Genomic DNA, 12,801 nt, shown 5'->3' on the forward strand with positions numbered 1-12,801 from the left:
TGAGGCATGTTGTCGAGCGAACACACTCGACGCGACGCCGAGCTCCGCGCGCTCCGCCGCCGGCAGCCGTACGCGATCGACGTCGACGGACTTCGGATCTGGGTCGCACAAGACGTCTTTCCTCCCGATCTGGGCTACTCGCCACGTCGGCTCGCGGCCGTCCTCGGGCGGTACACGCCTCATCGCGCCCTCGATATGGGCTGCGGCTCGGGGTACCTCGCCCTGGTGCTGAGCAAGAACGGAGCCAGAGAGGTCTGGGCGGTGGACAACCATCCTCCGGCGATCGCGTGCACGATGGCGAACGTGGCGAGGAACCCGCCGCTCCGGGTTCGCGCGGTGGAGAGCGATCTGTTCGCGTCGATCGCGCCCTCCACGACGTTCGATCTCATCGTGTTCAATCAGCCCTTCTATCCCAGCACGGCCCCGGGAGGCGTCTTCGGCATGAAGCGCGACGGCGGCCGCGCCATCATCGAGCGGTTCCTGATCCAGGCGAGGGGCTTCGTGGGGCGCGATTCCGTCATTCTCATGCCCTTCTCGCAGATGGCGGGAGCAGAGAACGATCCGGGCGCGATCGCGGCGCGGCTCGGGTACACGTCCCGGATCGTGCGCCGCGACGACGACGGGCCTCACGCGCACGTCATCCACGAGATCCGAGCGCGGGGCGGCGCGTCGTGACGCCGACAAGAGAGGCCATGATCGGGTTCGACGTCAGCCGTTATCCTCTCTGCGGTGCGCCGGAGGCGATGCCAGCGCGCCTCCGCCGGCCGCATCGGCTGACCCACCAGGCCTGGGCCCTCGCGTCGCACCGGTTCGTCCGCAACGACATCCCGCCCATCCTCGACCGGCTGGAGGGGTGCACGAGGATCCTGGATATCGGCGGGGGGACCGGGGTGGTCGTGCGGCGCATCGCGGAGGCGCTCGGCGGGTGCACGACCGTCGAGCCCGACGCGGCGAGCGCCTCCGCGATCGGGGAGGGGCGAGCGGGCGACAGGATCCGCGTGCTGCGCGGCAAGGCCGAGCGCCTGCCGATCGAGGACGACACGTTCGATGCGGTCGTATCGACCTGGGTGCTCCACTACGTCGATGACGTCGTGAGGGCCGTGGAGGAGATGATCCGGGTGTGCGACGAGCGCGGGTCGAGGATCTTGATCGTGCAGGGGGCCCCTGACAACGAGATGATCGGCCTGCTGAACAGGAACTGCTGCGCCGTGGCGGGCGACGCGGCCGATCATCAGGGATACCTGCTCGCGACGGCCGCGGAGGTGCTCTTCGACCGCGGCTTCAGGAGCATCGAGATGACGAGGGTGAACGTCGAGCTCCGCTGCGAGGAGGCCGATCTCGAGGAGAGGATAGCGAGCGCCGCGGAGGTCCTCCAGCGGTTCTGGTACGACCGGCACCCGGCGGCGGAGCTCATGAAGAGGCGGCTCGCAGGCGAGCTGCGGGCCCATTTCGCGAGGAAGCCGAGCACGATCGGCGACGATGGCGTCCTTTTGGTCGCGCGCCGATGAGGCGCCTTACCGGGGCCGGCCGGCGCGCGACGCGGAGATGACAGATGATGAGCGGTTCAGCAGCCATGCGCCGGTTCGCTCACGCGAACGCGGCGCGCATGATCGATTACTGGCTCGGCGGCATTCACTACCTGCCGGTCGACGTCGAGGCGGCGAAGGAATACGAGGCCGCGTACGGCGATTTCCGCGGCATCTTCCGCGTCCTGCGCGCGTACATCGGGCGCGCCGCGAGGGCGATCCGCGCGGAGGGGGTCGATCAATTCCTCGTCTTCGGCGCCGGGCTGCCGACCTCCGGGAACGTCCACGAGGCCGTGCCGGACGCGCGGGTGCTCTACACCGACGTGGATCGCATCAACATCGCGATGGGGCAGCGGATCCTCGCCGGCCTGCCGAACGCCGCGTATGCCTACTGCGATGCTTCGGACCTGACCACGCTCGATCGGGCGTCGATCGAGCGCGCGCTCGGGCCGATCCGGCGGCTCGGGATCGTGTTCGTCGGGGTCGCCGCCTTCATCGCCGACGAGGAGCTGGCGGCGACGTTCGCGTCGCTCTACGACCTGGCGCCGGCCGGCAGCTTGATGGCGCTCGATTTCGACAGCGAGATGTGCCTCCGGTACCCGCGGATCGTCGAGCTGCTCGAGGCGCCGGGGCTCCGGTTTCACATGCGCGCCCCGGAGGCCATCCGCCGCCTGCTCGGCCCGTGGCGGCTGACGAGCGATGGAATCACCCCCGTCGCCGCCTGGCGCAACCACGGTGAGGACGCCGACTATCCGCCGTTCATGTACGGGTGCATGGTGCGCCGTCCGGGCGACGAGGAGGGCTGATCGCGGGCCGACCGCCCGCGGGGCGCCCGCGCCGCCCGGACCGAGCTCGTCAGAAGGCGCCGGCGCCCGCGCGGGCGCCGGCCGCCGTCAGGCCGCCTTGCGCGCCTCGTCGGCCTCGAGCTCGCGGACGATCGGCAGGACCTTCTTCCCGAACTGCTCCACGTCCTCGAGGTAATGCAGGAACCCGCCCAGCACCAGATCGACCCCGGCCGCCTGATACGCCACGATCCGCCGCGCGATCTGCTCGGGGGTGCCGATGAGGCCCGTGCGGAAGCCGTCGTTGTACTGCACGAGATCCTCGAAATTGGAGTTGGCCCACATGCCCTCGCGCTCGGGCGACGCGCGGCCGGCTTGCCGCACGGCGTCGCCGAAGCCGTTCACCGCCTCGACGTCCGCGTGCGCGATGATGTCGCGCAGGACCTGCCGCGCCTCCTCCTCCGTGTCGCGGGCGATGATGAAGGCGTTCAGGCCGAACTTCACGCGGCGCCCCGCCCGCGCCGCGTGCTCCTGGATCTCGGTCACCTGCGCGCGGACGCCCTCGATGGAGTTGCCATTCATGAAGTACCAGTCGGACACGCGGGCGGCCATCTGCCGCGCTGCCTTCGAGTTCCCGCCCTGGAAGATCTCGGGGTGCGGCTTCTGCACCGGCTTCGGCTTCAGCGTGAAGTCGTTGATCCGGTAGAAGTCGCCCCGCAGCGAGAAGTTGTCCTCGGTCCAGATGCCCCGGAGCGCCCGGATGAACTCCTCCGAGCGCCGGTATCGCTCGTCGTGCTCGAGCCAGGGCTCGCCGAGGGCGGTGAACTCCCCCTTGAACCAGCCGCTCACGACGTTGACGGCGAACCGCCCGCCCGACAGGTCGTCGGCGGTCGCGCCGAGCTTCGCGAGCACCCCGGGGTGCCACAGCCCCGGGTGGACCGCCGCGATCACCTTGAGCCGCTCGGTCGCGAGCAAGAGCGCCAGGCTGAACGACGTCGACTCGTGCTGATACTCGGCGCCGTAGCTCGCCATGTACCGGACCTGGCTGAGCGCGTACTCGAAGCCGCTGTTCTCGGCGAGCCGGGCGAGCTTGCGGTTGTAGTCGATGCCCCAGTGCGTCCGCTGCTCGATCTTGCTCACAACGAGGCCGCCGCTGACGTTCGGCACCCAGTACGCGAACTTCACAGGGCCGCGCGAAGGCGCCGTCGAGGCCAGCGCGGTCAGCGGGATATTTCCGTGATCACTCATGATTTCATTCCTCCAGGCGTGCCCGCGGGGGCTCACTCTCCGCCGGCCTCGAAGAGCTCGAGCGGCAAGCCGACGAGGGATTTGCCGATCCACTCGCGCGCGATGTTGTTGGACGGCCCCATGCCGATCGCGGCGCGCGCGTCGCGGAAGGCGCGCTCGAGCGGCCCGCGGCGGTAGCCGTAGCCGCCGCTCACGTCGAGCGCGAGGCGCGCCACCTTGTTGGCCACCTCGGCGGCGTGGACCTTGAACTCCGTGAGCGGCATGAGCAGCTCGCCCTGCGGCTTGCCCGCCGCCTGGAGCTCGTCGAGCTGCTCGGCGAGCGCCGCCTGCCAGGGGCGGAGGCTCTCGACGAGGACCTTGGCCTCTCCGAGCTGCTGGCGGAGGACCTGGTAATCGGCGAGCCGGCGATTGAAGTCGCGGTGCACCGTGCCGAGCGCGTACTGGGTCACGGTCGCGAGCGCGCCGCGGGCGACGCCGTGCCACGCGGCGCCGAGCCCGATGAGGTACACCGGCGAGACGCCGTGATAGATGATGTCCTTGCCCTGGCCCTCCGCGCCGAGCCGATCCCGGCGCGGCACGGGCACGTTCGTGTAGCGGAGCGGCCCGCTGTGGTTGCCGTGCACCCCGAGGGCGTCCCAGCGGCCCGCCTCGATGCCGGGCCGCTTCCCGTCGACGATGAAGAAGGTGATGTCGGTCGGCCCCTTCGCGCCCGGCGTGCGCGTCTGGAGGACGTAATAGTCGGCCTTCCCGGCGCTGGTCGTGAACGACTTCTCGGCGGAGATCAGGTAATCGGTCCCGTCGCGCGCCGCCTCGCTGAAGTTGAACCACCAGTGGCCGCCCGACGCCTTCTCGCTCGTCGAGTAGGTGCCGACGAGCCCTTGCCGGGCGGGCTTGAGCCACCGCTCCTTCTGGTCGTCGTTGCCGTAGAGCGCGATCGTCTGCGCCGCGCCGATGTGCATGACGTAGACGAGGGCGGTCGACGCGCAGGCGCGCCCGATCTCCTCGGCCGCGATGGCGAACGCCGTATGGCCCAGCCCGAGGCCGCCGAGCTCCTCGGGCAGGAGCACCCCATTCCACCCCTCGCGCGCGAGCGCGTCGAGGTTCTCGCGCGGGAAGATCCCCTCGCGATCGATCCGCTCCGCGTTCGGCGCGATCACGGCGGCGACGATCGCCCCCACGCGCTCGCGGATCGCTGCATCATCTCGTCTCGCCATCTCTCTCTCTCCTCATGGCGGCGCACGCGCGCCGATCGCTCTTGCCAAGATCCGGTCCGGCGAGCGCCGGCCCCGGCCGCGCCCCGCGGCGCGCGCGCCGCGCACCGACGTCGCCATCCCGGGAGGGCTCGCTGCCCGGACCGGTCGTGTCGCGCTCCCTTACGAGTAGAAGCTCGGCTCCGGGATCGCGCCGTTCAGCGCATAGGCGCCGAGCTCGCGCGACTTGTAATCGACCGGGTCGTGCAGCGTGTGGGTGCGCAGGTTCCGCCAGAACCGGTCCATCCCGGCGCTGGCGGCCGTCGCGCTCGCCCCCATCACCTCGAACATGCCGTTCGTGATCTCGAGCCCCGCGCGCGAGGTCGCCACCTTCGCCGCGGCGACGGCGATCGCGCACCCGCCGCGCTGCTCGGGGCTCAACCGATCCCCTTGCTCCCACGCCGCCTGGAACGCCGCCGCGGCGCGATCGGCGAGCAGCCGCGCCCCCTCGAGGGCGAGCCACAGGTCGCCGTACCGGAGGAGGACGTACGGGTCCTCGGTCGCGGGCGTCCCCTTGGCGGCGATCCACGGGCGCCGCCGCGTGCTCGTGTACCGCCGCGCCTCCTCGAAGGCCCCTTCGGCGAGGCCGAGGTACACGTTCACGAGCACGAGCTGGGCGAGGCAGGGGCGCAGCGAGGCGAACGGCGAGCCGAGCGGCCCCGGCGTCGTGAGCAGCTCGTCCGCCCGCACCTCGACGTCGTCGAGCTCGACGGTGCCGCTGTCGGTCTGCCGCTGTCCCATGTTGTCCCAGTCGTCGAGCACCCGGATCCCCGGCCGACGGGTGGGGATGGCGGCGACGACGAGCTTGGATGTCGCGTCGTCGAGCGCCGACACGATGAGCATGTCCGAGTCGCTCGCCCCGGAGCAGAAGCTCTTCGCGCCGCGCACGGCGAGGCCGTCGCCGCGGCGCACGAGGCGCGCGCGCGTGTCGAGCGGGTTCAGCGCGTTTCCCCAGAACCAGCGCTCCGCGACGGTCGCGGCCTGGAGCCGGCTCGCCTGGTCCGCGCTCCCGAACAGCCGCAGCGTCGCGAGCATCAGGTGATGAAAGCCGAACACATGAGCGACCGCGCTGTCGGCGCGGGCGATGCGCCGGACCGCCTCGAGCACGACGGTCCAGGGCGCTCCCCAGCCGCCCAGGGACGCCAGCACCGAGAGCGACAAGAGCCCGCTCCGCCGCAGCCGATCGCGCTCCTCCTTGGGCGTCCCGCCGCGCTTGTCCCGCTCGACGGCCGTCTCGGCGAAGGCGCGCGCGAGATCGTCGGCGACCTCGAGCGCGCCGCCCGGCGCCGGAGGCGCCTGTCCATTGCTTGCGTGAGCCACTTCGCCCTGCATGCCTCGGCCTCAGTGGACATGCGATGTCGCGACGTCGCGCGCCATGGGCACATCACTGGCTAAAGTCGGAAATGGCCTTACAACTAGGCACGAGCCGTGCCACCGTGAAGCCCGCCCGGACTCGGTCGTTGCGCCATGAAGCCTGTCCGGCGTTGCTGCTCCAGCAGCAGGCGCTGCGCGCGCGCTGCTGCTCCAGCAGCAACTGCTGCTCCAGCAGCAGCGGCAGGGGCGCGGTGCGCGCAGGCGCCCCCGGACGGCGGCCGGCGCTCGGCCGGAATCCCATGACATCGCGGCTGCGGCGCGAAACGTGCCCGCGGGCCGCCGGCCCGGTGATCCACGGGCGAGGAGCCCACGATTTCATGAACATCTTCTGGTTTCTCCCGACGCACGGCGATGGCCGCTATCTCGGCACCGCCGAGGGGGCGCGCCCCGTCTCGCTCTCCTATCTTCGCCAGATCGCGCAGGCCGCCGACGACCTCGGCTATTACGGCGTGCTGCTCCCCACCGGGAGGTCTTGCGAGGATGCGTGGGCGGTCGCGTCGGCGATGATCCCGCTCACGCAGCGGCTGCGGTTCCTCGTCGCGCTGCGGCCGGGCATCGTCTCGCCCACGTGGGCTGCCCGCATGGCGTCCACGGTCGACCGGCTCTCCGACGGCCGCCTGATCCTCAACGTGGTGACCGGCGGCGATCCCGCGGAGGCCGAGGGCGACGGCGTCTTCCTCGGACACGACGAGCGGTATGCCGTGACCGACGAGTTCCTCACCATCTGGCGCCGCGTCATGGCCGGCGAGACGGTCGACTTCGAGGGCAAGCACCTGCGCGTCAAGGGGGCGAAGCTGCTGTATCCTCCGATCCAGGCGCCGCACCCGCCGCTTTACATCGGCGGATCGTCGCCCGCGGGGCACGCGCTGGCCGCGCGCCACCACGACGTCTACCTGACCTGGGGCGAGCCCCCGGCCGCCGTGGCCGAGAAGATCGCGGACGTGCGCCGCCGCGCGGCCGCGGAGGGGCGCGAGGTGCGCTTCGGGATCCGCCTGCACGTCATCGTGCGCGAGACGGCCGAGGCCGCGTGGGCCGCGGCGAACGATCTCATCCGGCACCTCGACGACCGCGCCATCGCCGCGGCGCAGCAGGCGTTCGCGCGCTTCGACTCCGAGGGCCAGCGGCGCATGGCGGCGCTGCACGACGGGCGGCGCGAGGCGCTCGAGATCAGCCCGAACCTCTGGGCCGGGGTCGGGCTCGTGCGCGGCGGCGCCGGCACCGCGCTCGTGGGCGACCCGGAGACGGTCGCGCTCCGCATGCGGGAGTACGCCGAGCTCGGGATCGACACCTTCATCCTGTCGGGCTATCCGCACCTCGAGGAGGCCTATCGCGTCGCCGAGCTGCTCTTCCCGCGGCTCTCCATCGCGCGGAAGGGGCCTGACGTCCGCACCAACCTCACGGGGCCGTTCGGCGAGGTGATCGCCAACGACATCCTCCCCCAGCGGTCGCAGAGCTGAGCCGGCCAGAGCGCCGCGTCGCGCGCGCCGCCGGGCTGCTCCGGGCGGCGCCGACCGTGCGCGCGCGCGGCGCGCGGTCAGGGCTCGGGGGCCAGGAGCTCTCGCACCGCCGCGCGCGCCTCCCCGGCCCTCGACGGCGTGGCCGGGGACTCCGACGCGGGGGGCGCCGCGAGCTCGCCGGATTGCAGCAGGCGCGCGCGCACGAGGTCGCGGCTGACGCCGAGCCGGTTCGCCGTGTGCCCCAGGTTGCGCTCGCAGCGGCGGTAGGCGGCGCGGATCACGATCTCCTCGACGCGCTCGTGCACGTTGGGAAGGTCGCCCTCGAACAGGGCGGTGATGGCGCTCTCGAGCGTGGCCATCCAGGCGTCGACTCCGCTCGATACGCCGGGGAGCGCGGGCGGAGGTGCCTTCGGGGGGAGGCTCGCGAGCCGCAGATCGTTGCCTGTCACGCGGCCGGCGCGGCAGACGAGGAGCGCCTTTTGAATGACGTGCTCCAGCTCGCGGATGTTGCCCGGCCACGGGTGCGCGAGCAGGCGCTCCATCGCCGACGACGCGAGCACGCACGGCGCGGGGCCGAGGCGGCGCCCGTACACGGCGACGAAATGCCGGGCGAGCGGGAGGATGTCGCCCGGCCGCTCGCGCAGGGCCGGGACCGCGATCGCCGCGCCGCTCCACCGGGAGAGCAGGTCCTCACGGAACCTGCCGACGGCGACCATGTCCTCGAGCGGGACGCTCGTTGCGGCGATGACGCGCACGTCGGCGGGCGCCGGCTGCCGCGCGCCGAGCCGGACGACCTCGCGATCCTGCACCAAGCGCAGCAGCCCGGCCTGCGCGCCGAGCGGCAGATACCCGATCTCGTCGAGGTAGAGCGTGCCGCCCTCGGCGGCCTCGACGAGGCTGCGCTTCGGGGCGGGGCCTCTCGCGCCGCTCCCTTGCTCGACGCCGAAGATCGCGCTCTCCGCGAGCGCGGGCGACAGCGCCGCGCAGCTCACGGCGATGAACGGCCGGCTGCGGCGCGCGCCGAGCTCGTGCACGTAGCGCGCGAGGATCTCCTTTCCCGTCCCGGTCTCGCCGGCGAGGAGCACGGCCGCGTCGCCCGCGGCCGCCTGCTTCACGCGCTGGAGCAGCTGGTGCGATCGGCGATCCTCGAAGGCGAGCGCCGTGGCGCGCTCGGTCGGGGCCGTGGTCGATTCCGGGGTGGGGAGGGTGAGCAAGCGCATGGTTTACCTCGAAGCACCGGGAATTGTTGGCAGGTGTCTTGCGATTCCGTGCGATCGAACCGGAGGGCGCCGCGCGCCGCCCTCCTCCCCGGCCGGACCTCAGGCGGCCACGTCGCGCGCCGGGAGCGGGAGGCCTTCGCGGAGCACGCTGTCGATGAAGGGCCTCACGACCTCTTCCAGCTTGCTTCCGAGCTCGTCATCGATCTCGAGCGCCCCGTCCTCGCCGAGCCGGAGCGCCTTGTCGAGGAGGAAGAGCCCGGGGAGCACGTGCCGAGCGCCGAGCGACTGGAGGACCGGGCGCAGCCCGTAATCGATGGCGAGCACGTGCGCGAGCGTCCCCCCCGTGGCGAGCGGCAGCACGGCCTTCCCCGCGAGCCCGAACTGCGGCAGGAGGTCGAGGAACGCCTTGAGCGCGCCCGTGTACGAGGCCTTGTAAATGGGCGTCGCGATGACGACCCCGGACGCCTCGGCGACGATCCTCGCCGCGTCCGCGACGGCGGGCGAATCGACGCGGCCGAAGAGGACGTCCTCGGCGGGGAGATCGCGGACGTTGACGGTGGTGACGCGGAACCCCTCGCGCCCGAGCCGCGCCGCGATCCGGGCGGCCAGCGCGGCGGTCTTCGAACGGGCGGAAACACTTCCAGTGATGATGGCAATGCCTGACATGAGCGCGTCATAACAAAGCCCACGGCGCTTGTCTACTATAACGGATGATTTGTCCGTCTTGACGGATTGTGCCCGACGGATCGCTGCTGCGGCCCTCCTGCGCGTGAGCCTGCGGAAACGGTGGCTGTCATGGCGTTCCCTGGCGCCTACATGCACCTGCACGGCGCCCCATCGGGCCTTGGCACCGCTTCTGCTTTGGCCTGCCGCGCCGTCCCGGTCGTCGATCATGCCACCTGATCCCTGGATGTGGCGACCGCGGCTATCCTTCATCCGATCGGCAGAGAGCACGGATCTGGCCGGCCCTGTTCACCGGGAAGCGAAATCCTGCGCGAAGCTTCCTTGGTGAGCGAGCGCCTCGCGGCATGGCCGGGCGCGGGCGCGCGTGGGGAGGGTCGATGTCCGAGGCGCGAAACAAAAAAAGAAGAGGACGCCGACCGGGGGGGAGAGCGCCGGCGCCTCTTCCTGAACGTGCGCTCGCTCTCGCGAGCGCGCGCTCCCGTTAGTTCTCGAACCTGACGTTATCCAGGTAGTACGGCCCCGAGTCGCTGGTCACGTTGAAGTTGAACTGCAGCTTCACGTCGGTGGGCGCCGGCGTTGCGCTCAGCGCGTTCTTTGTCGCCGTCGACAGCGAGGCGAACTGGATCGTCTGGAACGACCCCCGCGTGAGCGGCGTGAGCGCGACGTTGCCCGCCCACTGGTTGTTGATGCCGGCCGACGGGATCGAGATCAGCACCTCGAGGTTCCCGACCCAGCTCGGGTTCGGCTGCGCGGGGGACACGAAGAGGTCGACCGTGATCTTGTTGCCGATCGTGAGCCCCGCCGTGCTGAAGTTCGGGCTGACGATCGCGTGGAAGCTGCCCGGCGTCAGGACCTGGAGCGAGGAGATGCCCTCCACCGCGCGGCCCGTGTGGACCGACAGCAGGGCCTGCGTCGACGTCCACGCGCCCGGCTTCTCGAACCCGAGGATCGGGTTGTTGAGGAGGAAGTCCGCCATCACGTTCTTCCGGAACGGGATGAACACGTCGGTGAGCGCCTCCGCGATGTGGAAGCGCTGCCCGCCCTCGATGGGGTCGCTCTCCAGCTGCTCGGTCGTCTGGACGAACGGGCTCGCCTTGGCCAGCGTCGCCGTCGTGCCGAGATCCAGATCGACGGTGGGCGAGCCCGTGGCGTCGCCGATGGGCTCATGGCACCCGCTGCACGACAGCGAGAACGCGCGCCCGACGATCTGGTCCGGCGTGAGCGTGCTGCCCATCGCGGTGAGCTTGTTCTGGATGCTGGTCCTGAGCGCCGAGGTCCCGCTGCCGAACGTGGCGAAGTAGTTGTTCTGGAGCCCGATCATCTGGCTCTCCCCGGCGTTCATGGTCGTCGGGTAGCCCGGCTCGAACGCGAAGCGGTTGATGTCGTCCGCCGCGGCGAGCCGCTCCACCAGGCTCGGGAACGACGTGCTCTGGAAGGTGACGGCGCGCGCGTCGGTCGACGCGGGATCGAAGAGCGGCGCGGCCGGGGTGTCCTTCACGAACGACGGGGTCGCGACCAGCGTGGCGCTCGTCCCGGAGCCGCTGTGCAGGAGCCTGAACTCCCGCAGGTTCCACGTCGTGAAGGGCACGGGCGGATCCCCGACGACCTCGGGGGCGAAGAGGAACTCGTTGGTCCGGATCTGGCCGCCGAACGGCCCTGTGTTCTGACCGTAGTGATCGATGTGGATGACGGGCTCGAACCCGGGCAGCCCGTCGAAGTAGAAGTCGTGCAGCGCGTCCTTCCGGGTCGCGAGGCTCTTCGACGGGTCGGACAGGCCGTACCAGAAATCGACGATCGGGCGGCAGCCCTCCCGGCCCAGGCTCGGCGTCGGGTTGGGCAGCCGGGCCTCGAAGATGATGAAGTTGCGCAGCTGGAACGCCCCCGGGGTCATGCCCGAGCGCCTCGCGAAGATCACGCGGTACTCACCGCAGTTGGCGCCGTCCGGCGGGGCGAGGTCGAAGCGGTTCGACAGGGTCGTGGCGACGTACGCGTTGTCGGCGGTCTCGTCGGCGAAGGGATCCCGGTCGGCCTCGAAGCCCACGGCGCGGGGGCAGTCGATCGGCCAGCCGTTGATGGACCCGTCCGAGCCGGAGATCACCACGTCATCGCAGTTCGGGCCGAGCCCGAGCCCGTCCGCGGCCTTCCGGTTCGTGTCCATGAGCTGCTGGAACAGCTGGAGGGGCGTCAGGCTGACGCCCGCCTGATCGATGAGCTGCTGGAGCACGTCCTTCAGCGTGAACGCGCTGAGGATATCGGCGTTCGTGACGACGAGCGACTTGCGCCCCTCGATCGGGAACGCCAGGGAGAGCTCCTGTGCGGCGGACGCAGTGTCGCCCTCCGCGAGATCGGCCGGAACGCCGCCCGTCGGCGAGAGATCCGCGCAGGAGACCGGCAGCATCGCGAGCGAGACCAGCGCGGCGCGCCGCGCCCGCCGGAGCGCTCCGGCGGGGGCAGAGCCAACGTGAGAGCGCACCGGACTGCTCGAACTCGACGGCTTAGAGAACATGAAACCTCCTGAGAACGACGACGACAAACGATGGAGCCCGCGCTGCAGCGCGCGCGCTCCCGGGTGATGGATGAACGTGCGGACGGAGCCCGACGACCGCGGGCGAGCGCGCGCGTCGGCCTGCGAAGACACGAATCGAGCGCGCGCCCGAGCGGGGCACGACGTGCATGGATAGCGTCGAGCCTACGGCTCTGCGATGAGGCGAAAAGACGCCGTCATCTCCCGGAGCGGCTGCCCGTGAACGCGGGCTGAATATTAGTGGTATTTACGTCCCGATCAAGCCTTATCCGATGTCGTGTTCGTGACATGCCAGGCGCGGCGCGCGCGGCCCCTGTCGGCCGTCGATGAACAGACCATCATCGCTCGCGTAGACGAGTGGATCGCCGCTCATGTGCTCGAACGTCGTAGGGAGCTCGTACGTGAAGCCGTAGTAGCGCGCGACCCTCGCTGCCCGAGCCGCGGTCGTCGATAGGGAAGAGCTCCGCGTCCAGGAAGATGCCTGTCCCGCGATCGCCCACGTTCATGGGGCGGTGTACGGATCTCGCCGCCATGGCCGTCGTCGGCGGGGTTCAGCTTCACGGTCGACGACGGCGGCGTCGGCCGTGCACGCGGCGGGCGGGGGCGCGGAGGCCGCCGGGCGGACGACGGCCGCCCCGGGTGGGCCAACCTGGCCGCCAGGCCCGGCGCGCCGGCCCAACCTCGTCGACGATCGCCGCATGCCCCGTGAATGCTGCCGAGCTCGGTGGCCCTTCAC

The 12,801-nt window shown here is 71.0% G+C and carries 11 protein-coding genes; 4 read left to right on the top strand and 7 right to left on the bottom strand.

Features of this window, described 5'->3' with window-relative positions:
- Positions 1-6: 6 nt before the first annotated feature.
- The 3 genes from NQZ70_RS14745 to NQZ70_RS14755 all read left to right on the top strand — a co-directional run bounded on the left by NQZ70_RS14745 (position 7) and on the right by NQZ70_RS14755 (position 2,332).
- Positions 7-675: a methyltransferase gene (locus NQZ70_RS14745; RefSeq protein WP_129574777.1), complete on the top strand. Its 669-nt coding sequence runs from the start codon at positions 7-9 to the stop codon at positions 673-675.
- A 17-nt stretch (positions 676-692) separates the two neighbouring features.
- Positions 693-1,508 (top strand): class I SAM-dependent methyltransferase, encoded by an 816-nt coding sequence (locus NQZ70_RS14750; RefSeq protein WP_207217855.1) that lies wholly within the window; start codon positions 693-695, stop codon positions 1,506-1,508.
- A gap of 65 nt (positions 1,509-1,573) precedes the next feature.
- On the top strand, positions 1,574-2,332 hold the full coding sequence (locus tag NQZ70_RS14755) for an SAM-dependent methyltransferase (protein ID WP_129574778.1): 759 nt from the start codon (positions 1,574-1,576) through the stop codon (positions 2,330-2,332).
- Between the two features lie 87 nt (positions 2,333-2,419).
- Here NQZ70_RS14755 and sfnG read toward each other — a convergent pair whose 3' ends face one another.
- From sfnG to NQZ70_RS14775, 4 genes are all read right to left on the bottom strand, one after another.
- Positions 2,420-3,556, bottom strand: a complete 1,137-nt coding sequence (gene sfnG / locus NQZ70_RS14760; protein WP_129574779.1) for a dimethylsulfone monooxygenase SfnG — start codon at positions 3,554-3,556, stop codon at positions 2,420-2,422.
- Between the two features lie 32 nt (positions 3,557-3,588).
- Positions 3,589-4,770 (bottom strand): acyl-CoA dehydrogenase family protein, encoded by a 1,182-nt coding sequence (locus tag NQZ70_RS14765; RefSeq protein ID WP_129574780.1) that lies wholly within the window; start codon positions 4,768-4,770, stop codon positions 3,589-3,591.
- Positions 4,771-4,929: 159 nt separating this feature from the next.
- The gene (locus NQZ70_RS14770; RefSeq protein ID WP_129574781.1) at positions 4,930-6,138 is read right to left on the bottom strand and encodes an acyl-CoA dehydrogenase family protein; all 1,209 of its coding nucleotides are present in this window, start codon (positions 6,136-6,138) and stop codon (positions 4,930-4,932) included.
- 52 nt (positions 6,139-6,190) lie between these two features.
- Positions 6,191-6,505, bottom strand: a complete 315-nt coding sequence (locus NQZ70_RS14775; protein WP_129574782.1) for a hypothetical protein — start codon at positions 6,503-6,505, stop codon at positions 6,191-6,193.
- Here NQZ70_RS14775 and ssuD point away from each other — a divergent pair.
- Positions 6,498-7,637 carry an FMNH2-dependent alkanesulfonate monooxygenase gene (gene ssuD / locus NQZ70_RS14780; RefSeq protein WP_129574783.1) on the top strand — a complete coding sequence of 380 codons (1,140 nt, stop codon included), beginning with the start codon at positions 6,498-6,500 and terminating at the stop codon, positions 7,635-7,637. The two genes, NQZ70_RS14775 and ssuD, sit on opposite strands and share 8 nt — an antisense overlap.
- A gap of 77 nt (positions 7,638-7,714) precedes the next feature.
- On the opposite strand, the gene NQZ70_RS14785 is transcribed toward ssuD, so the two are convergent.
- The 3 genes from NQZ70_RS14785 to NQZ70_RS14795 all read right to left on the bottom strand — a co-directional run bounded on the left by NQZ70_RS14785 (position 7,715) and on the right by NQZ70_RS14795 (position 12,014).
- Positions 7,715-8,857: a sigma 54-interacting transcriptional regulator gene (locus NQZ70_RS14785; RefSeq protein WP_129574784.1), complete on the bottom strand. Its 1,143-nt coding sequence runs from the start codon at positions 8,855-8,857 to the stop codon at positions 7,715-7,717.
- A gap of 99 nt (positions 8,858-8,956) precedes the next feature.
- A complete protein-coding gene (ssuE, locus tag NQZ70_RS14790; RefSeq protein WP_129574785.1) occupies positions 8,957-9,523 on the bottom strand; it encodes an NADPH-dependent FMN reductase in 567 nt (188 codons plus the stop codon).
- 499 nt (positions 9,524-10,022) lie between these two features.
- A complete protein-coding gene (locus tag NQZ70_RS14795; protein ID WP_237245310.1) occupies positions 10,023-12,014 on the bottom strand; it encodes a hypothetical protein in 1,992 nt (663 codons plus the stop codon).
- Between the last annotated feature and the right edge of the window lie 787 nt (positions 12,015-12,801).

The sequence above is a fragment of the Sorangium sp. So ce836 genome (genome assembly GCF_028553905.1).
Taxonomy (GTDB): Bacteria; Myxococcota_A; Polyangia; order Polyangiales; family Polyangiaceae; genus Sorangium; species Sorangium cellulosum_D.